The sequence below is a fragment of the Bathymodiolus japonicus methanotrophic gill symbiont genome (assembly GCF_019721995.1).
In the GTDB taxonomy this organism is placed as follows: domain Bacteria; phylum Pseudomonadota; class Gammaproteobacteria; order Methylococcales; family Methylomonadaceae; genus Methyloprofundus.
Genome location: NZ_BLYC01000001.1, coordinates 71641 through 92726, shown reverse-complemented (window position 1 = coordinate 92726; position 21086 = coordinate 71641). Strand labels below are relative to the sequence as shown.

Here is a 21086-nt window from a genome sequence, read left to right as displayed (position 1 = left end):
TGATTTTCAGCGTATGTTTGAGATAGTTTGCTTTGAACCTATAAGCATCAGTGTTCCCCTATCAATTGAGGCCGTGAAACTAACCTCGCCACAAGAGAGCTCATAAAGCACTGTAAAGACATTCCTGTTATTATTGCGTTTTGAACTGCCCGAATGGTATACGAGCTGATACGAGATATTCTTGCCTGGAAAAATAATGGATTCACAAAACGATCTCGTTTTTGAGCCTGTTGCTGCCTAATCTCCAGAGCCTCGCTATATTTTTTATCCGATGGATGAATCAATTCTGGCTGTTGTGTTTTTGAAATCTCTTCAAACACGCGCATTAAATTATAGCTCATTGCAGTCAGGCGCATTTGATTTTCAAGTGAGCGGGTATTGGAAGACCAAGCTTTAGTTTCCTTGAAATTACTTTTAGTGTTATTGAATGTCTTTTCAATCGTCCATCGCTTGAAATACAGCATGGCAATGGTTCCAGGGTTAATAGTCATTGGCAAGGTTGTCACAAACCGGTGAAGTTTTCCGGTTTCTGGATCACGGTAATCCACCACCGCTGTCAGCCCCGGACGGGCTGATAGTCTCCAGAAGGCGCAGGGAAATTTGCCAATCCGAAGTGCGCGATAGCGCGCGAGGGAGGCTAAAATTTTATCCCGAATAGCCGTAGAGCCATTTGTGGTAGCCATGACTGAGCTGCTTTGTGCTCAGTCTGTGGCGGACGCAGGGCGGCTGGAGCATCTCCTATTCGCTGCGTAGGTGAACGAATTACGGCGACAGGAGTCCCGGAATTTCGTGAGGTAGCATGGCGCGCCTGGTTAAATTTGATGCCCTTGTTTTCGTACACACTGTATGCTTCAACCCCTGTATTGGTCTCATGGCGGGAGTCAAAAGGGATAGACTCAACCAGAGTCGCAATTGAATTTTCTTTTAGCATTGAAATCATGTAATTAGCATGTCGTTTCTGCCGATCCCACCAGACAAAGTCGGTGACGGCTTTATCGTAGACATAGAGATGTTTCTGAGAGCTGTTATTTCCCTTGTTTTGCTTTCCAATATGATCTCGTAACACAGGTATTTTTTGATGTCTCTGAGTTCCGTTTGTCACCAGACAAAGAAATCTGAGCAACCCACTTCTGAGATTCAACGCGTAAATCCCCCCGGCCGCATAAACTTTCCCCTTGCTGTTTTTTTCAGTATGGCAGGCATGATCAATAAAATGTCCATCCGCTGCTTCTATGGTGTATTCGTCAAGTTCCGGGAATGCTTTAAGATAATCAATGCCTTGCGATAGAAGTGTTTCAGCGTGAAGATGATAGCTCTGCTGTTCAAATGCCTCAAGCATACTTGTTCGCCTATGCGACTTCAGTGATTTAAAATACGTTGAGTGGGGAAGCAGCTGGCCATAAATCTGTTCATTGGTTTGGAGGAAATGGCGACCACTATCGACTACACTGATACAGCGTAATAACCCAAGGCGAATAAAGTCGATATCCTTCAACTCTGGGCATGAACGAGCCCACAAAGGATGACGCTCTGCTAACAGGGCACGTTCCATACTTTCATTGCAGTGTTGGTGAATATGTTCAGAGAGTGGTAGGTCTTTAAGCATGGGTGATATCCGTTTATGAGGTGATTAAAACGGAAATTTTTAGAAAAATCTTTTCGGCAAATGCAAGCTTTATTTGAAATTATTTGTTGCTTTCGCTGAAAATCCTGGAAATGGAGCTTTAGCGAAGTGAAGATTTTTAGTCCGCGATAGCCGTAGGGCCGTTGTTTTGTCGGAGTCTGAGCGTTAGCGAAGGTGGAGACAAAATAAAAGGCCATCCGACACGGCGTCAAGTCATTTGGAGCCTATGTTCCGACCCCTTGTTGGGTCGGGACAAGGTGACGAGGACGAATCGGGGCCGCCGGAGGCATAAGTGGTCGCGTTAAGTTTTTGCTGCTTGCTTGGGCTGGGATGCCCAAAACAAGCTTTCGCAAAAATAGCGACTCCCCGATTTACGGTGCCTACAGAGTGTCTATTTGCTGTTATAAGTGATTAAAATCAAAAAGATGGGAATATTCGAGTGGTGCTGCCTTCAGGTAGGTTATAGGCTGCTTTGTTTAGGTACTTCTTCTTTCAATGGGAACACTGATGCCTATAAGAGATCACCTTACAACTTATTCTGCCAAATGAGCAGAAATGCTTCCAGTCGTAAATGGAAGCCCATCATTTCCAAAGAAGGTCAGAACACCTGATCTCGAGGAATTTACTTTGATCCCAGTTTAAAAATCATCCTTAAATTAGTTCGCGGAAATCTGCTTTCTGTGCTATTAACCCATCTTCGTCACTATTGATGATGTAGTTGTTATAAATCAATTGGTTGAAATTTTAAAAAGGTAAATATTCGGCTAACACATACTACCTAGAATCAGCGAGTTAGGCGGCTTCTAAACTGACGTCTCAGCGGATAAAGCCATAAGTCATTGATTTGCACACTTTGTTTGCCAGCCGGCCCTAACTTGCCACGCCCTTTAGTTTTACCTACGTAGATCCAGTTGGCGGCTTTGTAACAAGTCCCTGCAAATTGCTCGGTATCAACAAACGTTTCCAGTAACACCGGACGTATGCCATAACGCTCTTCCCATTGCGTAGGAAGCCGACGAACTATCATGGATAACACGTGGATGCGAGATTTTTGGATTTCACCCTGGGCATAATCAGAAAACGGGCGTTGTTCACGACTAACGGTAGATTTCTTTGTCGCTGTTCGTGGCTCCAGCCAATAAATTGATCACGTGGTGCCGTTTGCCAAGCGGCAGCACCAAAGCCGAGCGCTGCAATAATTTGCTCGTCAAAGGTAACAAAGTAGCGAAGCTGTGCGCCGGGTAGCGGCTTATGGCCCAGGTAGTGGTAGCGATGTATGTACTCATTCCATAACCGTGAATGATCACGGGTGATCACTGAACAAAGCTGGAGGGCGGAAAGTTCATGAACAGGTCGGAGGATAGCTGACTAAAAATCAGAAAATTCGAGCCAAAACCCCGGTGTTTTTCAAGAACTTTCGCTGAAAATCAGGGAAACGGAGCCTAAGCGAAGTGATGATTTTTAGTCCGCGATAGCCGTAGGGCCGTTATTTTGTCGGAGTCTGAGCGTTAGCGAAGGTGGAGACAAAATAAGCGGGGAGTCGCTATTTAATTATTTACGCTGAGTAGTTACTTATTTCTTTAATAAAAGTGCCTCGACTTGTCTCTGAGAATGAGAATACTCAACCTCACCGCGTGTCCGAAGCGGTACGCGTTCAATCAGAATACCTTCCACGGCACATGGATTAACGAGCAAGGTCAATGGCAACCTCCCCCTTGGCTAACACAGGAAGTAAAGCGAACGAGCGACTTGTGAAACATGGCTTGAAGAAGCAAGATCACAAATGGATTTAGGTGGTATAAAAATAGCAGGTAAAGCATGATCTTATACACATCAATCCTGCCACAACAACTAGTTCTTGAATGCAGCAAGCTAGTTTAGGTATTAAAATAGGGAGAATAATTGATTAACTGCTTACAAGAAGAAACTTGTAAGTTATTGTTTATAACATATAGTTGGGGTGAACGACGGGGTTCGAACCCGCGACAACCGGAATCACAATCCGGGACTCTACCAACTGAGCTACGCTCACCATAATGTAGATACTTTAAGGAATATTGGTACGCTTGGCAGGAGTCGAACCTGCGACCCTCGGCTTAGAAGGCCGATGCTCTATCCAGCTGAGCTACAAGCGCATTATTTTGGTCGGGGTAGAGGGATTCGAACCCCCGACATCCTGCTCCCAAAGCAGGCGCGCTACCAAACTGCGCTATACCCCGATACACTTATAAGTTCAATTACTACGTTAGCAATTAATGCCTTAAAGAGCTGACTATTATAGCTTCTTTTTATAGCCGGTCAATAATTATTTGGTCGTTTCACAATTTATTTTTTACCAACTGATAGATCTCTTCCGCATTAATATCCGCTCCTTTGAGTATCACTGCTAATTCGGCTAATTTTTCTTCAGCAAAGGGCCTGTCTTTTAAACTCGCCGCATTAATGTAGACATTTAAAGCGGCGCTTTTTAATCCCGCATAGGCCGACACTACCGCGACCCCGGCATCGCTTATGACATTCACATTACCTTTATCCGCAGCCTCGCGGCTTAGTTGTATTGCATCTGCACAAGCTTGAGCACAAGCGAGCGGAATTAATGTCGCCTCGCGTAATACTGTCTGGATTTTGTGACTACGCTCGGTTTTTTCATGTTCCGTTGTTTTTGCCAGGCCATATGCAGCCATAAGTTGATTAAACACATCAATATCCGCTTTGATCAAAGCGGTTAATGTTGCGCGTAAGGCTGTTGACTTGTGCAATAAGGCCTGCATATCCGCTTCAACTGCGGCGTATTTTGGCTTGCCTAGGGTGATGTTACATACCATGCTGGTTAATGCAGTCGATTGTGCTCCCAATAATGCTGCCGCACTCCCGCCACCAGGAGTCGGCGATTTACTGGCAAGTTCGTCCAAATAGACCTGGATGGATTTATCTTTTATTTCAGTCATGCACGCTCTTATATAATAGGCTTTTGATTAATGTTTCCGGGCTCTTAGGAACCTGCACGAAATAACTTAAGCAACTTATTCCGTGCGCGTTCCTTAATAATAACGAAGTTACGCGCAGGGTGTGGCTTTAGCCCACCATATTAAGGGCAGGCGTGCTAAAGCCGCGCCCTACAATGAATTTAAAATTAGTAACGCACTACTCGCGTCTCCAGCTAGTTCCTGTCGCAATATCTTCCAGTACGATGCCCTGCTGCTTTAACTCATCGCGGATTTTATCGGCCAACGCCCAGTCTTTACTCTGCTTTGCCTGCAGGCGCTGCTCGATAAATTTCTCAATTTCATGCTCGCTCAAGCTTCCCGGGCTAACTGCATCGGCTGATTGCAGAAAGCTTTTCGGGTCATCCTGCAAAATCCCCAAAACATTGGATAGCTCTTTTAGTTCGCCAGCTAACTGCTCCGCAAGTTCGACAGCATTGTTCTTTTCTTTATTCAATTCTCTCGCCATATCAAATAAAACCGCCACAGCAACCGGCGTATTAAAATCATCATCCATTGCCTGTTTAAACCGCTCACTATATGCACTGTTTTTCCCTGCAACAGCATTTACTCCGCGCAATGCTGTATATAGTCGAGTCAATGCAAGCCCGGCATCATCCAGTTGTTCATCCGAATAATTAAGCGGACTGCGATAATGGCTGGACATCACAAAAAAACGTACCACTTCAGGCCGGTATTGCTTTAGCACTTCTCTTACTGTAAAAAAATTGCCCCGTGATTTGGACATTTTTTCTTCATTTATGCGCACAAAGCCATTATGCATCCAGACATTAACGAATTTTTCATCATTCGCGCCTTCAGATTGAGCAATTTCATTCTCATGATGCGGGAATTGTAAATCCATGCCACCACCATGGATATCAAAATGATTCCCCAGGCACCGCGTTGCCATTGCTGAACACTCTATATGCCAGCCTGGTCGCCCTCTCCCCCAGGGAGAATTCCAGTACGGCTCATCGGCTTTAGCTTTTTTCCATAATACAAAGTCAAACGGATTTTTCTTCGCCTGATCAACTTCTACGCGTTCACCTGCCTGTAATTCGTCTAGTTTTTTACCCGATAAAGCGCCGTAGCTGGCAAACTTATTCACTGCATAAAATACATCGCCATTCGTTCCAGCGTAGGCCAGGCCTTTTTCAAATAAGGCGGTAATCATCAGGATAATATCATCCATTGATTTCGTTGCCCTAGGCTCTATATCTGGCGGCAATACGGCTAATGTACGCTCATCTTCATGCATTGCAGTGATAAATCGACCCGTTAATGCGCCTATATATTCATTATTCTCATTCGCACGCTGAATAATTTTATCGTCTATATCGGTAACATTGCGTACATACGTTAAATCATAACCTGAATAACGCAAATACCGGGCAACGATATCAAACACGACCATCACCCGTGCATGCCCAATATGGCAGTAATCATAAACGGTCATCCCGCAGACATACATGCCCACCTTGCCCTCAACTCGCGGGGTAAAAACCTGTTTGCTACGCGTCAGGGTATTATATATTTTTAACATTTTGAACTTCGTAATTGCGACTAATTCATACCGAGAGAGTTACTGGCATGAGTTTAATCGTTCAATTTTCCAATATTAACTCTTCTCTTTCAAGCTAAAAACACATAGAATTTACGATTTACATCTTTTTACAATAGCACCATGCGTTCTTTAATTCTTTTTTTGATACTTTCTTTAACTTCAACCTATTCTTTTTCAACGGAAAACAACATGTCTGAGACACATCCTAGAGTCAAATTCACTACTACTGCCGGTGATTTCACTATCGAGCTTAATCCAGAAGAAGCACCTATTACGGTAAAAAACTTCCTTGTTTATGTTAATGAAGTCTTTTACAACGGCACTATTTTTCACCGCATTATTCCAGGCTTTATGGCGCAAGGCGGTGGTTTTGATACTGACTTCAAACAAAAGACTACTCACGATACCATCAAGATTGAAGCCGACAATGGTTTAAAAAATGAACGTGGCACCGTTGCTATGGCGCGTACTGGAATTCCTGATTCTGCATCGTCACAGTTTTTTATTAACTATAAAGATAATAGCTTTTTAAACCATACCTCTAAAACATCGCAGGGCTGGGGCTATACTGTTTTTGGTAAAGTTGTTGAGGGTATGGATACTTTTGATGCAATGGAAAAGACTCCTACAGCTAACCGTGGCGGACACCAGGATGTGCCAAAAACTGACATCGTGATAGAAAAAGCGGAAGTTATTAAATAGCGTCCGCATTAGAGAGCCAGGCTTCAGCCCATTTATATCAACTTTTTTCGCATATAAGCGGGCTGAAGCCACGCCCTACTCCCGTTATTCCTTCTACTCTTCAAAATGTAGCAATCATGCGCAATGAGACTCTGTTTATTTCAGACCTGCATCTAACTATTGAGCGACCTGAAGTCACGCGCAAATTTATTAAGTTATTAAAGACCCGTGCGACAAAAGCCCAGGCTCTGTATATTCTAGGTGATTTATTTGATACCTGGATAGGCGATGATGATTTCAGCCCGCCGATCAATAGCGTAAAAAAACATCTAAAAGCACTCACCGATCAGGGCACGCCCGTTTTTTATATTCATGGCAATCGTGACTTTCTGATTGGCAAGCGCTTTAGTAAACAAACGGGCGTTATGCTACTGGATGAATATAGTGTGATTGATCTCTATGGCACTAGGACTTTATTGACCCACGGCGATTTATTATGCACCGACGACCTGCACTACCAGGCGTTTCGCATCAAGTCACACTCTGCTGAATGGCAAGCAAATGTTCTCTCCAAGCCATTAATATTCAGATTGTTATATGCCCGCTGGTATCGCCTGCGCAGCTACTTCCATAAGCGCAAAAAATCACAGGATATTATGGATGTTAATCAGGATACTGTTAAGCAGATCATGGCTAAATATCAGACGCAGCGTATGATTCATGGCCATACCCATCGGCCTGCGGTACATGATTTAGAAGTACAAGGCGAAAAAGCACAGCGTTTTGTGCTTGCAGAATGGAAGAAAGACAGTGCCAGCCTGTTATCCTGGTCGGAAACTAGGTATAGAACAGAGGCGATTTAAAAGGACTTTTAAATGCAGCTAATCGCTATCATAGTAATTTTTCCTTAAATGCTCACACCCTCACTAAACAAATACGCTCATTATCTGGCTTGAAGTTCGCCCTATGTGTGCACACCGTTATTCTTTGAGTTTATCACCGTTCAATAAGCGATAAACAGATACGCAGCCTGCACAACAGAATTGCTTTAAGCCCTCAATAGTCTCTACAGCTGAAGTTTCCCAATAATTATTTATGGTGAAATTGAAACTATGCTACAACTATATGAAAAAAACAGTCTTTTCATTCGTTTCAAATGCTATTGCCTAAGGGGAATTAAGTAGGGGTTTGCTATAAACATGGCAAAACCACCTAAAATAAACCTCGATACACCAACATTGTGTATTTCAGCTACTCAATAATTGGGAAACTTCAGTCTACAGTAAACCCCTCAACTTCAACTGCAAGCCCACATAAAGCGCATTTATTTATTTCATCTTCCATTACTGGCCAATTTATCTTTAAGTAAAAGTTGTTTTTATCTATGCTTTAGTAAACTTCCGCGCATACCACTGGGTAAAATAGCTTGAGAGCTTAAATTTCCCGGTGCGCAAGTAATGTAAGGTATATTCATTATTAAGCGTAGACTTGAGTAATTGCTTCGCATAAGCAGTACCACAAAAAAGCAGCTGATCACCTTCCCTGATTTTATGCTCCCGCGCAGGTAATACGACTTCTTTACCTGCTGAGCGAATAACAAAGACCATTAAATCCAGGTCCCGGTCGCGATTACGTGGATCGGAGATAATATCGCCTATCAAAACATGTTCACCAGCATCCAGGCACTGAATAACTGCACTGCTTTTTTCCCGAGTGAAATCGATGGTAACCAGCAAGGGTTTTTTATCGCCTATCTTTTCCCGTAATGACTTAATAACATGTTCAAGTAGCTTTTCTCTGCCTGGTTCTTTAGCCAGTAGATAACGAAAAAAGTGCTTTAGTAACGGCGCGATCAATAATAAAAGAATTTTTCTTGCCGTAACCAGAGTAGGCTGCATAATCATATCCGCATCGGCCTTGGCAAAGGCCAGCTCATTTTGATGACTATTTTGCCTGACGATAGTAAATAAATTCTGATTAAGGCTACGTGCATTTAGTAATACACTTAAATTCTGTCCATCGTCATCTGCCGCAGCTAATAGCCCGACTGCATTAGCAATACCCGCTTTATTCAAGGTTTTGGCATTCGCACTACCAATGATATAAGTTGCTACTTCCTCTTCCTTTTTTCGCGCATGTGGATCAATAACTGCAGTTTCAACCCCATTCATAGTCAGCACATGGTTCGCTTCCATGCCCATACGCCCATAACCACAAATAATCCACCCACCCACAGGTGGATGCACATACGATTGCAGTGTGGCCCCCTTGTCCCCTACCAGCCAGTTATTTAAAGCATAGAAAGCCGGATTATTGATACAGGCGTTCAATACTTTTGCAAAGGTTTTAAAGGGGTCGACGATATGTACTTCCCCGCCTAAAGTTGCTAATGTTTCTTCAAAAACATCCACTTTAGACATGGTAAGAATCCCTACATCTGGATTCAACAGGCGTGCAACAGCCGAAATTTTAAGATTAACATCTTCCTTGTTGGTAATCGCAACCACCGCTTTACAAAATTGATTAGTAACGCCTGCTTCGAGCAAATGTTTCGGCACACTGGCATCAGCATATAGACCCGGCACCGAGGTCTTATAATTACGTAATTTTAACGCCTGAATACGCTCGACATTTTCATCAATAACCACGGCATGCATGCCTGCATCGTTTAAACCTCTGACCAATACACTGCCAGTATCACCAAAGCCACAGATAATATAAAAAGGCGCGCCAATACGATTAACACTCAGTGCAAAACGTAACTCATCGACCGCGCGTTTAAAAAATTCATTCTGGAATAAACGGACGATACTCCCTAGCGCATAAAACCAGGTAACGACACTGACATACAGACACACAATCGCCCATAAACGCTGCCCATCACTAAATTCAAACGGAATTTCACCAAAACCTGTGGTGGTTGCTGTGTAGGTCATAAAGTAAAACGCATGGAAAATGCTTAAATACGCGCGCTCCCCATCTATTTCAGGTCCCGGAATTGACACCATACCGAAAATAGCCACCGAATACACGGTTAACAGGGTAATCAAAGGCAGGCGCATCTCGCGCATTACAATAAAACTAACGCGACTTAGCTCATCGCTGGTATACATAGGCTAGACTTTAAAGTAAGGAGTTAAATAAACATCAGTCTGCTACATCCTGGAAATTAGGGTTTCTGAAACCAGAATAACAACTGAAATAATATTCGCTACCAACGCTCCCCCGGCAAGGGACACGATACTGGTCATAACTTCTGGCGTAATCCCCGTACCAATAATGTGTACGGCAAAAGTCCACTCCAGCGCTGCGGCAATTAATTCAAAATCAGCCACTAGACTGGTTGCCAGTAATAGTGCTCCGATTTGTGAGCGATCACCTAATTTTAAGCCAGTGGCAATCAGGTTAACTACCACAACACCAAATAACTCATAGACACTATGGTGATCAGGATTACTATATTCACCTAATACAAAACCTACATTTAGGGTTAATGATAGTACAATGAAAAAACCGAAAATAACCTTTTCAAGATTCACGAAATATCCCCAGCACGAAAAGCAAAAAGAAAACCATTTTACCTTAAATACTTACCTGTCACTAAAAAACTAATACCGCACCCCTTAAAGCTAGAAACCGAATAAATACGATAACTAAATGGTAAAATTACTGCATTTTATTTAGTGGGTGCTACACTAGCTCTTATATCATACTATGCTAATATAGTTTTTTTAAATCATTCCTTCGGAGAAAACATGCCTTTAACTGCAATGGACCTAGTCGCAAATGCCAAACAAAACATTACCGAAATCACTGTACCTGATGCGCAACAGGCTTTACATGATTATCTTATTATAGATGCTCGTGAACCTGCTGAATTTGCAGCGGGCCAGATACCTAATGCGGTTAATATTCCCCGTGGAGTACTTGAATTTCAAATCAACAACCACCCTGCGTTTACTGGCCAGCATGCGGCTAAAATTATCGTCTACTGTCAGTCAGGTGGTCGCTCTGCATTAGCAACAGAAAGCTTGCACAAACTAGGTTATGCCAATGCGGTCAGCCTCGCGGGTGGTTATAAAGCCTGGACTGAAAGCTAATACGTTTATGTCTGCACTGGAATCTATCCGCCTGGATAAATGGCTTTGGGCTGCGCGTTTTTTTAAAACGCGCAAACTGGCTGCTGAAGCCATCTCGGGCGGCAAAGTCCACCTAAATGGCCAGCGCACTAAACCCAGTAAAGAAGTGAAGCTAGGTAGTCAGATTATTATCCATAAGGATCAGTTTAGCTGGGATATTAGCGTAGTGGGCTTCAACGCCCAGCGCAGGCCTGCGTCAGAAGCGGTGCTATTGTATACGGAAACGACAGCCAGCAAATTAAAACGCGAACAGGATGTAGCTCAAAGACGCCTGGAACGCCAATTTATGCATACTGATCCTGCGGAGCGGCCGAATAAAAAACAGCGCCGGCAGATTCATCGGTTTAAGCAGCAATAGCGTTGCATTAGCATATTAAGCGCGTCGTTGATAATGTTACCCACCCTATGCAGTATCACACCGCTATGCTAGGTTACATGCAGCTGGGCGGTTTGGGTAAACCTGCAATCTTACAAGAATATTTTAAAGGTCCTTCAGGAAATAATTTCAGTAAATAACGGCTATTAGCCTTGTCTGCACCCAGCTGATTTTTAATAGCTTTGCTAAACACGCGAGCATTCGGCAGGTATTTATACTCTAAATAAAACCCACGAATAAAGTGCAATATTTCCCAATGCGCCTCAGTTAAAACTATCCCCTCTATATCCGCCAGATGCACTGCTAACTGCTCATTCCAGTCGCGCATATCCAGCAAAAAACCCTGCTCGTTAATGGCAACCCTTATACCATGTAGCACTAGTTCCATGTTTTAATCACTTCGTGTTCAACAGTTAAAGCGACAAAGCCCTGATAGTCTACTACAGCTACCTCAGCTAGAATCTTATCGGCAGCAAGTCCCCTGGCTAATAAATCTGCTTCCAGAGCATAACATTGAAAATGTTGATAATGAGGCAAGAGTATTTGTGCAGTCTGTGCGTTTTTATGCAAGTTGAGTACAGCGCTCTCAACGAATAAAAGTGCATCACCGTGGCTAATTCGCTGCAGCAATACCTCGCGCCCTACGGTGGTAGTGATAATATGCAGCATCACTCTTCAGAAAATAGTTTCAGCCCCACCACGCCAATAATAATCAGCGAGATAGAGGCCAGCCGGTAAATATCCACCGACTCTTTAAATAAAAATATCCCGGCAATCGCTATCCCCGCAGCGCCTACTCCCGTCCATATTGCATAGGCTGTGCCTAACGGCAGGGTTTTAATCGCCAAAATCAACAGACCAAAACTCCCGGCTCCGGTTACCATCGTGACAATCGAAGGAATCAGCTTAGTGAACCCTTCATTATATTTAAGGCTAAGCGCAAAGAAAATTTCTGCAATACTTGCGCCTAAAAGGTATAACCACCCCATCATTACTCCAATCAATATACAGATAATAAGGAATATTTTACAATACTCGGAGATCTGTTTAATTATTTATTCTGTAGGGCAGTGATTCAGTCCAACTATATAAAACTTTCTTAATATAGCGGGCTAAAGCCGCGCCCTACTATTGCCTGAGCAATAACTACCAAAGCTATGAATGCATTAACTACTTCCAACACTACAGTTTATAGCGTCTCGCAACTTAATCGTCAGGTTAAATCCTTACTGGAACAGAACTTTTTTTCCATACAAGTGACTGGTGAGATTTCTAATTTAAGTCGCCCCGCTTCTGGCCACCTATACTTTTCATTAAAAGATGACCGTGCCCAGGTGCGTTGCGCGCTATTTAGAAGCCAGGCGCAACAGCTAAAATTTATCCCTGAAAACGGCCTGCAAATTCAGGCCAGTGCAAATGTCAGCCTGTATGAGGCGCGTGGAGACTATCAGCTGATTGTGAGCCAGGTGCAGGAGACGGGTGATGGCGCACTGCGTCGTGCCTATGAGCAGCTTAAGGTCAAACTCGCGGACAAAGGACTTTTTGCTCCGGAACACAAAAAACCATTACCGTTGATTCCTAAAGCGATCGGCATTATCACCTCGCCTTCAGGTGCTGCGATACGCGATATTTTATCCGTGCTTGCCCGCCGCTTTCCTAGTATTCCGGTGATTATCTATCCGGTTATGGTCCAAGGTAACGAAGCTAAATATGCCATTAACCAGGCCATCATCAGCGCGAATAAGCGTAAAGAATGTGATGTGCTATTGCTTGCCCGCGGAGGTGGTTCACTGGAAGATTTATGGGCCTTTAATGAAGCCATGGTTGCCAATGCAATCTATAAGAGCCGTATTCCGATTATCACCGGCATAGGCCATGAAACCGACACCACGATTGCAGACTATGTTGCTGATTTGCGTGCGGCAACACCAACCGCAGCGGCAGAACACTGCACTCCGGACAGACAACAGTGGCTAGAACAATTTATCGCCTATGAACAGCGCTTAAGCCAGTTAATAAATAATAAAATTCAACAAGCTACGCAACACCTGGACTGGCTTACTAAAAACCTGCAACTGCAGCATCCTGGCAAGCAATTGCAAATCATGTCACAACGGCTGGATGAATTAGAGTTACGCCTTAGCAACACGCTGCAAAACCAGTTAGCTCAGGCACAGGCAAAACTCAAAACACAGCATGCCCGGCTATGGCAATATAATCCAGCGCATACCGTAGAGCAGCTTAAAGCCCAATACCTGAATCTAAATAGCCGCTTAAACTCTAACATTAAAAACAAGCTACATGAGCAACACGAAAAACTGGCTCATCTTAGCCAGACACTGAATATTGTCAGCCCATTGGCAACGCTTAATCGCGGTTACACTTTAAGCACCGATGAAAATAATAAACTTATCACCTCGACCCAGCAGCTTAACGTTGGACAAACGATTAAAACACGCCTGGCAACAGGCTCCATCAGCAGCCAGATACAGGAAATTAATCATGCATAAAATACTCATAAGCTTATTACTACTACCACAAATAGCACTCAGTAGCGTGCTTCCAAAACAACTGGCTGTTCCCGGCGGCATCGTCAATATCAAATTAGGCTCTGTAGCAATCCCTGCGCCTGAAGTTTTGTTTCAGGGTAAGCGCGTACTGGTACTGGAAAATGAGCATCAATGGTATGCAGTAGTGGGCATTCCCTTAAACACTAAGGCTGGTAAACATGCCGTTCAGGTAAAATCAGAAGGGCTAAACGAGAAGCGTAGTTTTAATATTGTGGACAAAGACTACCCTGCGCAATATATTACTATTAAGAACAAACGCATGGTCAACCCTAACCCGGTTGACCTTGAGCGGATCAGTAGCGAACGCCCTGCAATTAATAAAGCCCTTAACACCTGGACAGAGCAGCCGGTTGAGGACATATTATTTAGCATACCAGTCCAGGGTCGCCTAAGTAGCCCTTTTGGACTAAAGCGCTTTTTTAATAACCAGCCTAAAAACCCGCATAGCGGGCTGGATATTGCAGCGCCCACTGGCACAGCGATTAACGCGTCTGCGCCTGGTCTGGTCATCAATACCGGTAGCTATTATTACAATGGTAATACCGTGTTTTTAGATCATGGGCAGGGTCTGGTAACAGGCTATTTTCATATGTCTAAAATATCAGTTAAAGCCGGCCAAATAGTAGAGCAAGGCACAAAACTCGGTGAAGTTGGTGAAACAGGTCGCGTTACCGGCCCGCATTTACACTGGAATGTTTATCTTAATAAAACCAAGGTAGATCCAGCTCTGTTTGTCCCAGAGCTATGTGTGAAACAAACTGAAGACGCACAATAAGCTCCAAACACTTTTTTACTTAAAAACAGGAAATCCAAATGCAATTTTCTACTACACCTGAAATCCCTTGCAAAACTATTATAGAAAACATGGGGGTTGTCACTGGCAATGTAGTGCAATCCAAACATGTGGGCCGTGACTTTATGGCTGGCCTGAAAGGGCTTATCGGCGGAGAAATCGCAGGCTATACGGAAATGTTAGCCGAAGCCCGAGATATCGCTATTCAGAGGATGGTCGATGAAGCAGACAAGCGCGGTGCTGATGCAATTATCAATATTCGCTTTACCACCAGCGCTATTATGGCTAATGCTTCTGAAATATTAGCCTATGGTACCGCTGTAAAATTAAAAGACCAGTAGTCTGCCTATATCATCTATGACTGACTCTAAACCAACCCATCGGGGAGTCGCTATTTTTGCGAAAGCTTGTTTTGGGCATCCCAGCCCAAGCAAGCAGCAAAAACTTAACGCGACCACTTATGCCTCCGGCGGCCCCGATTCGTCCTCGTCACCTTGTCCCGACCCAACAAGGGGTCGGAACATAGGCTCCAAATGACTTGACGCCGTGTCGGATGGCCTTTTATTTTGTCTCCACCTTCGCTAACGCTCAGACTCCGACAAAACAACGGCCCTACGGCTATCGCGGACTAAAAATCTTCACTTCGCTAAAGCTCCGTTTCCAGGATTTTCAGCGGGGGTTTATCGGCATTGGGCTGATGGGTCACCCTATGACCTTGCGTTTATTAACGGCGGGTTACCGTGTAAATGTCTGGAACCGGACAACAGAAAAACTGCAGGCTGTCACTCAGGCAGGAGCAATCCCGTGTGCCAGTATTACTGATTTAGTTGCACAATCCGATATTATCCTGCTTTGCCTGGCCGATACGCCAATAGTTGAAAATATAGTTAAGCAGCAAATACTGCCGCAGGGTAAGCAGCATAAATTACTCATTGATTTGTCCAGCACTCATCCTGAGACCACTCGTCAACTGGCTCAACTATTAAATAAAGATTGTGCGATGGACTGGGTTGATGCGCCTGTTTCGGGCGGTGTTGCCTGCGCAACAAATGGCAGTCTTGCAATTATGGCTGGCGGCACGGAAAAAGCTGTTGATATTGCCAGAGTCATATTAAAGCCACTTTACACACAGCTAACGCATATGGGTGATGTAGGAAGCGGCCAGGTCACCAAGGTTTGCAATCAAATGATTGTCAGTTGCAATGTCCTGGTGATCGCAGAAATGCTCGCCTTGGCTGAAAGATCGGGGGTAGATACTAATAAGATCGCTACCGCTTTGGCGGGTGGCTTTGCCGATTCCAAGCCCCTACAAATTGTTGCCCCAGAAATGGCCAGTGGCAAATTTACACCGGTTAAATGGCGGGTAAAAACCTTACTTAAAGACCTTAATATGGCGACTGACCTGGCGAATAGACAGTCTACGGCCACACCGATGTCGGCGCTGGCTGCACAACTCATGCAATTACATGGCAACCACCGCTGTCAGCCCCGGACGGGCTGATAGTCTCCAGAAGGCGCAGGGAAATTTGCCAATCCGAAGTGCGCGATAGCGCGCGAGGGAGGCTAAAATTTTATCCCGAATAGCCGTAGAGCCATTTGTGGTAGCCATGACTGAGCTGCTTTGTGCTCAGTCTGTGGCGGACGCAGGGCGGCTGGAGCATCTCCTATTCGCTGCGTAGGTGAACGAATTACGGCGACAGGAGTCCCGGAATTTCGTGAGGTAGCATGGCGCGCCTGGGTTTTTTAGAGCAGGATCCTGCGACGCTCATTAAACTTTACCAGCAGCATAATAAATAATTCAGCGCATAATCATCAGGCAGAAAATGCCAGCTACATCACACTTTTTTAAGCCCTAAAAAATATTAAACCCTTGTTTTTGTATTATGCTTTCGACGCGAAACTTCTTTTAATCAAAATATCATTTTTTTGATAGACACTCACTAAATTATTGATATATACTTTGTCCCACTTGAGGGATTTAAGTAAAGAAAAACAGGGACAACGAGGTAAGAGAGGCTTAACAAAAAAAATAACAAATAAGCTTAAAAAGGATTTAGTTTCCATTTAAAAATAAAAATAATAAAATTTACATTATTAAGAACCTGCTTCACGCAGGTTTTTTTATGCCTGTTACTTCACTTAAAATACACTACCTTTATTAGGCAACTCGCAATAAATAACCCGCCAGCCCCTAACTTGTCTTTTTATCCGCCTTCTGCGTTGCAACTCAGATCACATAGCTTGCAATGCTCCCTACATTGAGTATTGAAGACGAATAAAAAAATCCTGCGCCATACCCTAAACATGCCAGGTTATTAATTGTGTTGCCTTACAAGCTTAGTTTCACACCGACCCAGCCAGCCCGTGGTGCACTGACTCCGACAAACCGGGTATCCTGATCAGCAATTCCGATGCCTTCCAGTACATCACCAGTTTGGCCATAGGCTCCAAAATTATTATATTTTTCGTTAAACAAATTATTCAACCTCCCGAAAATCGTCAGGTGCTCATTAAAGCGGTACTCTGTGTATAAATTAACCACCGCAAAGGAACGCAACGGAGTATCCAGATTGGCCTCATCGCCACGCAGGAATTGCTCCGCGTTAAACAGCACATTAAAGCCAAAGGTCAAGCTCTCGATAATATCAACATCCGAGGAAAATTTAACGATATGCTCAGGTATCCCCGGAATATGACTACCGTTTTGCACCTGTATATCACCATTGGCATCCGCAAACGGGTTACTTGGACTGTGTGCCGTAAAGGGGGTTAGGTAAACAGCATTAATATACGAGTAATTAAGAGCCATACGCCAGCGATCAAAAAACGAACTGTTCAGCCCTAGCTCTACACCCTGTCTCTGAGTACGCCCGACGTTATCAAAGAATCCGGCACTATTGGCCTTACCCGCGCTTTGAAAAATAATATCATTATGATTAATAGTATTAAAATACCCCAGGTTCCATTGGACACCACCATCGAGCACATTGGAAAAATGCCCTCTAAACCCAACTTCCCAGGACTTTGCGACCACTTGATCCAGAGGTGGGTCAGCAATAAAGGCGTTTGGCAACTTACAAGGGTCTTTCGGGTCGGCACAGCTTAGCTCCATCGGTGTGGGTACTCGCGGTGACTCACTGTAACCACCATAGAAATTAATTTCCGGCATAAAGGCATAAGTTAATCCTGCTGCGGGATTAAATAGACCAAATTTATGTTTGCCCGTCAGCGCTGTTCCATAACGATCCTGCATATCTATTTCAACAATGTTATAACGCGCCGCCACATTCACTGCGAGTTTTTCAGTCACATTAAAAACATCGGTGAAAAATGTCCCGAAAGAATTGGTCGTCGTATCTAAACGAACGCGCGACTCATCGACCAAAATGCCGGAGCCAATAACCCCACGCTCATTATTTAGAGAACCTAATTCAGTATCTGCACTATAAGCCACTCGACTGAGGTCGTAACTACTGCCAATAACAAACTGGTTTTCATGCCCCCAGAGCCTTTGATTAAATGCTGCTTGCAATGCCAGACCAAATGACCATTGATCAGTTTCTGACGTGTTTAGCGTCCCCCCTTCAACCTCATCATTCGCCAAGATAGGTTCGCCATTAATATCTTCGACAATCTCGTCACTGCCTTCTTCACACAGAAACCCCGGATCATCACACTCTTCAAACTCACTGCCATCACCATTTAAAGAGTCGATACGATTGCTACGATAATAAATATTTCCAGCTAACTCAATCTCATTATTAACCCATAAATTTCCATCTAATGCCGACATGAAAAAATGATTACTGGTTTTATCTGGTTGCGTAAAAATAGCTGCCCGGTCAATTGCTTCTAGCTCTACTGGTATTGCACCATTACCGATTAAGCTACTATTGGCACCCGCCAGAGTTAGATTTAATTGTCCATCATCACCGCGCCAGCTTAAAGTACCCAGACCATTAAACACGCCACTTGGGGAAAAATCACGCCAGCCCTCTTCATGGAAGTACTGCAGATCAAGGAAATAAGCAAATTCGCCATTATTCCAGCCACTTGTCAGCTCTTCATTATGCCTAGACCATGAACCACCGCTTAGGGTTAGGCTGTGTTCAGGCGCAGTAAATCCTGTTTTAGTTTTTATCGCAATTGCGCCACCCAGACTATTCAAACCGTAAGCCGGATTAGGCCCACCTTGCAGAGTCATACTTTCGACTGCCCCTTTGGGAATCAGATCCCAGTGCACCGAATCACCAAATGGCTCATTAAAGCGGATTCCATTTGTATACACAGACAGCCCTTGAGGTAGGCCCATTAGTGGCGAAATAGTAAATCCCCGATACTGAATATCGGGCTGCAGAGGGTTATTTTGTGCATCGTTGACACTAACACTCCCCATATACTGATTCATATAATCTGCAATCGAAATACTTTGCGCCCGCGCCATATCCTCGGCTGTCATCACATGCACATTAGTAGTGACTTTATCTAGCGAAATCCCGGCTCCCAAGGGTGTGGTGTTAACCACATTATATGTTTCCAGCTCGATTCGCTGTGCTGTTTCAGGCTCCTCCTCGGCTCCGTGTGTCGTTGTGGTGACGCATAACAAGATAACGCTACAAGGTACGATTTTGTTAATCATTTTATTTATAATTCTAGATTAAAAAAAACCAAATTGTAAGCGCTAAGAAACACAAAAAATATAGGATTTTTTCCTGTTTTGTTATTTATCAGAGAATTTATCATCATGCGTAGACTCCCGATATACAAGAGATATACTAAAAAATAATAGAGAAGCTCTAAAAAAACTATAATGATCCCCAAAAACTAGACCAGCATTTAAGATAGAATCTTGCCCTCAAAACTGAGGATTAAGAAATGACCATAAATCGGAAGAAGCATAGTACGCAAACCAAAGTAAAAGTGGTATTAGACGTACTAAAAGGGGAAAAGACAAGAGCTGAAATTACCGCGAAATATGGTATTCATGCAACACAAATCAACAATATGCTTGAGGCATTTGAACAGCAGAGCTATCATCTTCACGCTGAAACACTGCTATCGCAAGGCATTGATTATCTTAAAGCATTCCCGGAACTTGACGAATACACCATAGAAGCGGCGGATGGACATTTTATTGATCATGCCTGCCATACTGAAAAAACAGCAAGGGGAAAGTTTATGCGGCCGGGGGGATTTACGCGTTGAATCTCAGAAGTGGGTTGCTCAGATTTCTTTGTCTGGTGACAAACGAAACTCAGAGACATCAAGAAATACCTGTGTTACGAGATCATATTGAAAAGCAAAACAAGGGAAATAACAGCTCTCAGAAACATCTCTATGTCTACGATAAAGCCGTCACCGACTTTGTCTGGTGGGATCGGCAGAAACGACATGCTAATTACATGATTTCAATGCTAAAAGAAAATTCAATTGCGACTCTGGTTGAGTCTATCCCTTTTGACTCCCGCCATGAGATCAATACAGGGGTTGAAGCATACAGTGTGTACGAAAACAAGGGCATCAAATTTAACGTGGTGGATTACCGTGACCCAGAAACCGGAAAACTTCACCGGTTTGTGACAACCTTGCCAATGACTATTAACCCTGGAGCCATTGCCATGCTATAGTTTCTCAGATAAATAATTTCCAAATTTGGAGCGCTTAAACTTAGGCGGTAACAACGAAATCTTCCCGCAATTTTTGCATAACACAAATCACTTTACTGGCATCATGCATATAAGTGTTAAAAGTTTGCACAACTGAATCATGAAGATCTTCAAAAGTTTTAAAATACTTCATATGAGTCGAATCGCGTTTCGTATTTTTCCATAATTTCTCAATCGGATTAAAATCCCAGGCGCGCCATGCTACCTCACGAAATTCTGGGACTCCTGTCGCCGTAATTCGTTCACCTACGCAGCGAATAGGAGATGCTCCAGCCGCCCTGCGTCCGCCACAGACTGAGCACAAAGCAGCTCAGTCATGGCTACCACAAATGGCTCTACGGCTATTCGGGATAAAATTTTAGCCTCCCTCGCGCGCTATCGCGCACTTCGGATTGGCAAATTTCCCTGCGCCTTCTGGAGACTATCAGCCCGTCCGGGGCTGACAGCGGGCGAGAACGCAGGGAGACGTTCTACTGTCAAACGATCTACATTAGCTAACTTAAATTCCTTAATAACACCGCTTCCATGATACGGGGCACCATCTTCAATTAGAATAATCTTGCCTTTATAATAAGCCAGCAATTGTGTTAAAAACTCAACATAGCTTTCACCATTAAAACGCCCAGATGTTTCAGCGTGTTGTAATATCATTGGCTTATAACTCTCGATTAAGACGTTGTCGGCAA

27 protein-coding genes, 3 tRNA genes and 1 pseudogene are annotated in these 21086 nt (G+C 43.8%); 12 read left to right on the top strand and 19 right to left on the bottom strand.

Annotated elements, in window-relative coordinates; all coding sequences use genetic code 11:
- Positions 1 to 47: 47 nt before the first annotated feature.
- From K6984_RS00550 to cysS, 10 genes and pseudogenes are all read right to left on the bottom strand, one after another.
- The gene (locus K6984_RS00550; RefSeq protein ID WP_221893695.1) at positions 48 to 683 is read right to left on the bottom strand and encodes a transposase; all 636 of its coding nucleotides are present in this window, start codon (positions 681 to 683) and stop codon (positions 48 to 50) included.
- Positions 638 to 1606, bottom strand: a complete 969-nt coding sequence (locus K6984_RS00545; RefSeq protein WP_221893694.1) for a hypothetical protein — start codon at positions 1604 to 1606, stop codon at positions 638 to 640. Before K6984_RS00545 ends, K6984_RS00550 begins: the two co-directional genes overlap by 46 nt.
- The gene (locus K6984_RS00540) at positions 1534 to 1821 is read right to left on the bottom strand and encodes a hypothetical protein (RefSeq protein WP_221893693.1); all 288 of its coding nucleotides are present in this window, start codon (positions 1819 to 1821) and stop codon (positions 1534 to 1536) included. The genes K6984_RS00545 and K6984_RS00540 overlap by 73 nt, the downstream gene beginning before the upstream one ends.
- Before the next feature lie 27 nt (positions 1822 to 1848).
- Complete coding sequence (locus tag K6984_RS32040) at positions 1849 to 1977, bottom strand: hypothetical protein (RefSeq protein WP_263458596.1); 129 nt, start codon at positions 1975 to 1977, stop codon at positions 1849 to 1851.
- 431 nt (positions 1978 to 2408) lie between these two features.
- Positions 2409 to 2941: pseudogene (locus tag K6984_RS35890) on the bottom strand (Druantia anti-phage system protein DruA).
- A 639-nt stretch (positions 2942 to 3580) separates the two neighbouring features.
- Positions 3581 to 3656, bottom strand: a tRNA-His gene (locus K6984_RS00530).
- A 26-nt stretch (positions 3657 to 3682) separates the two neighbouring features.
- Positions 3683 to 3759: transfer RNA gene (locus K6984_RS00525), tRNA-Arg, on the bottom strand.
- 7 nt (positions 3760 to 3766) lie between these two features.
- Positions 3767 to 3843, bottom strand: a tRNA-Pro gene (locus K6984_RS00520).
- 99 nt (positions 3844 to 3942) lie between these two features.
- Positions 3943 to 4572, bottom strand: coding sequence for a methenyltetrahydrofolate cyclohydrolase (gene fchA / locus K6984_RS00515; RefSeq protein ID WP_221893692.1), 630 nt, complete (start codon positions 4570 to 4572; stop codon positions 3943 to 3945).
- 196 nt (positions 4573 to 4768) lie between these two features.
- On the bottom strand, positions 4769 to 6154 hold the full coding sequence (cysS, locus tag K6984_RS00510; RefSeq protein WP_221893691.1) for a cysteine--tRNA ligase: 1386 nt from the start codon (positions 6152 to 6154) through the stop codon (positions 4769 to 4771).
- 141 nt (positions 6155 to 6295) lie between these two features.
- Here cysS and K6984_RS00505 point away from each other — a divergent pair, with 141 nt between their 5' ends.
- A complete protein-coding gene (locus tag K6984_RS00505) occupies positions 6296 to 6877 on the top strand; it encodes a peptidylprolyl isomerase (RefSeq protein WP_221893690.1) in 582 nt (193 codons plus the stop codon).
- A 116-nt stretch (positions 6878 to 6993) separates the two neighbouring features.
- A complete protein-coding gene (lpxH, locus tag K6984_RS00500) occupies positions 6994 to 7719 on the top strand; it encodes a UDP-2,3-diacylglucosamine diphosphatase (protein ID WP_221893689.1) in 726 nt (241 codons plus the stop codon).
- 519 nt (positions 7720 to 8238) lie between these two features.
- Here lpxH and K6984_RS00495 read toward each other — a convergent pair.
- Both K6984_RS00495 and K6984_RS00490 read right to left on the bottom strand, forming a co-directional pair.
- Positions 8239 to 9969, bottom strand: a complete 1731-nt coding sequence (locus K6984_RS00495; protein WP_221893688.1) for an NAD-binding protein — start codon at positions 9967 to 9969, stop codon at positions 8239 to 8241.
- A 42-nt stretch (positions 9970 to 10011) separates the two neighbouring features.
- Positions 10012 to 10395: a DUF6394 family protein gene (locus tag K6984_RS00490; protein WP_221893687.1), complete on the bottom strand. Its 384-nt coding sequence runs from the start codon at positions 10393 to 10395 to the stop codon at positions 10012 to 10014.
- A 231-nt stretch (positions 10396 to 10626) separates the two neighbouring features.
- Between K6984_RS00490 and K6984_RS00485 the strand changes: the two genes are divergently transcribed.
- Both K6984_RS00485 and K6984_RS00480 read left to right on the top strand, forming a co-directional pair.
- A complete protein-coding gene (locus K6984_RS00485; RefSeq protein ID WP_230987788.1) occupies positions 10627 to 10956 on the top strand; it encodes a rhodanese-like domain-containing protein in 330 nt (109 codons plus the stop codon).
- Positions 10957 to 10963: 7 nt separating this feature from the next.
- Entirely contained in the window at positions 10964 to 11353 is a 390-nt protein-coding gene (locus tag K6984_RS00480; protein ID WP_221893685.1) for an RNA-binding S4 domain-containing protein, read from the top strand.
- A gap of 73 nt (positions 11354 to 11426) precedes the next feature.
- Here the strand turns inward: K6984_RS00480 and K6984_RS00475 are convergent, their stop codons facing one another.
- Genes K6984_RS00475 through K6984_RS00465 form a run of 3 tightly spaced genes read right to left on the bottom strand, consistent with a single transcriptional unit; the run spans position 11427 to position 12360 of the window.
- Positions 11427 to 11759: a TusE/DsrC/DsvC family sulfur relay protein gene (locus K6984_RS00475; RefSeq protein WP_221893684.1), complete on the bottom strand. Its 333-nt coding sequence runs from the start codon at positions 11757 to 11759 to the stop codon at positions 11427 to 11429.
- Positions 11750 to 12001, bottom strand: coding sequence for a sulfurtransferase complex subunit TusB (gene tusB, locus K6984_RS00470; RefSeq protein ID WP_221893683.1), 252 nt, complete (start codon positions 11999 to 12001; stop codon positions 11750 to 11752). Before tusB ends, K6984_RS00475 begins: the two co-directional genes overlap by 10 nt.
- Positions 12002 to 12039: 38 nt before the next feature.
- Entirely contained in the window at positions 12040 to 12360 is a 321-nt protein-coding gene (locus K6984_RS00465; protein ID WP_221894101.1) for a DMT family transporter, read from the bottom strand.
- 168 nt (positions 12361 to 12528) lie between these two features.
- Between K6984_RS00465 and xseA the strand changes: the two genes are divergently transcribed.
- Genes xseA through K6984_RS00445 form a run of 5 tightly spaced genes read left to right on the top strand, consistent with a single transcriptional unit; the run spans position 12529 to position 16235 of the window.
- Positions 12529 to 13881: an exodeoxyribonuclease VII large subunit gene (gene xseA / locus K6984_RS00460; protein WP_221893682.1), complete on the top strand. Its 1353-nt coding sequence runs from the start codon at positions 12529 to 12531 to the stop codon at positions 13879 to 13881.
- On the top strand, positions 13874 to 14716 hold the full coding sequence (locus tag K6984_RS00455) for a peptidoglycan DD-metalloendopeptidase family protein (protein ID WP_476693183.1): 843 nt from the start codon (positions 13874 to 13876) through the stop codon (positions 14714 to 14716). The genes xseA and K6984_RS00455 overlap by 8 nt, the downstream gene beginning before the upstream one ends.
- 38 nt (positions 14717 to 14754) lie before the next feature.
- Positions 14755 to 15075: a YbjQ family protein gene (locus K6984_RS00450; protein WP_221893681.1), complete on the top strand. Its 321-nt coding sequence runs from the start codon at positions 14755 to 14757 to the stop codon at positions 15073 to 15075.
- A 56-nt stretch (positions 15076 to 15131) separates the two neighbouring features.
- Complete coding sequence (locus K6984_RS32035; RefSeq protein WP_263458596.1) at positions 15132 to 15260, top strand: hypothetical protein; 129 nt, start codon at positions 15132 to 15134, stop codon at positions 15258 to 15260.
- Positions 15261 to 15287: 27 nt separating this feature from the next.
- Complete coding sequence (locus K6984_RS00445) at positions 15288 to 16235, top strand: NAD(P)-dependent oxidoreductase (protein ID WP_221893680.1); 948 nt, start codon at positions 15288 to 15290, stop codon at positions 16233 to 16235.
- On the opposite strand, the gene K6984_RS00440 is transcribed toward K6984_RS00445, so the two are convergent.
- On the bottom strand, positions 16197 to 16343 hold the full coding sequence (locus K6984_RS00440) for a hypothetical protein (protein ID WP_221893679.1): 147 nt from the start codon (positions 16341 to 16343) through the stop codon (positions 16197 to 16199). The genes K6984_RS00445 and K6984_RS00440 overlap by 39 nt on opposite strands.
- A gap of 12 nt (positions 16344 to 16355) precedes the next feature.
- Here K6984_RS00440 and K6984_RS32030 point away from each other — a divergent pair, with 12 nt between their 5' ends.
- Positions 16356 to 16481 (top strand): hypothetical protein, encoded by a 126-nt coding sequence (locus K6984_RS32030; RefSeq protein ID WP_263458603.1) that lies wholly within the window; start codon positions 16356 to 16358, stop codon positions 16479 to 16481.
- Between the two features lie 582 nt (positions 16482 to 17063).
- Here K6984_RS32030 and K6984_RS00435 read toward each other — a convergent pair.
- Positions 17064 to 19241, bottom strand: coding sequence for a TonB-dependent receptor (locus K6984_RS00435; protein ID WP_230987785.1), 2178 nt, complete (start codon positions 19239 to 19241; stop codon positions 17064 to 17066).
- A 368-nt stretch (positions 19242 to 19609) separates the two neighbouring features.
- Here K6984_RS00435 and K6984_RS00430 point away from each other — a divergent pair, with 368 nt between their 5' ends.
- Both K6984_RS00430 and K6984_RS00425 read left to right on the top strand, forming a co-directional pair.
- A complete protein-coding gene (locus K6984_RS00430; RefSeq protein WP_221893677.1) occupies positions 19610 to 19939 on the top strand; it encodes a transposase in 330 nt (109 codons plus the stop codon).
- Positions 19936 to 20361 carry a hypothetical protein gene (locus K6984_RS00425; protein WP_221893676.1) on the top strand — a complete coding sequence of 142 codons (426 nt, stop codon included), beginning with the start codon at positions 19936 to 19938 and terminating at the stop codon, positions 20359 to 20361. Before K6984_RS00430 ends, K6984_RS00425 begins: the two co-directional genes overlap by 4 nt.
- Before the next feature lie 40 nt (positions 20362 to 20401).
- On the opposite strand, the gene K6984_RS00420 is transcribed toward K6984_RS00425, so the two are convergent.
- A complete protein-coding gene (locus K6984_RS00420) occupies positions 20402 to 20704 on the bottom strand; it encodes a hypothetical protein (RefSeq protein ID WP_221893675.1) in 303 nt (100 codons plus the stop codon).
- Between the two features lie 71 nt (positions 20705 to 20775).
- Positions 20776 to 21051 carry a transposase gene (locus K6984_RS35885; RefSeq protein WP_420831634.1) on the bottom strand — a complete coding sequence of 92 codons (276 nt, stop codon included), beginning with the start codon at positions 21049 to 21051 and terminating at the stop codon, positions 20776 to 20778.
- Between the last annotated feature and the right edge of the window lie 35 nt (positions 21052 to 21086).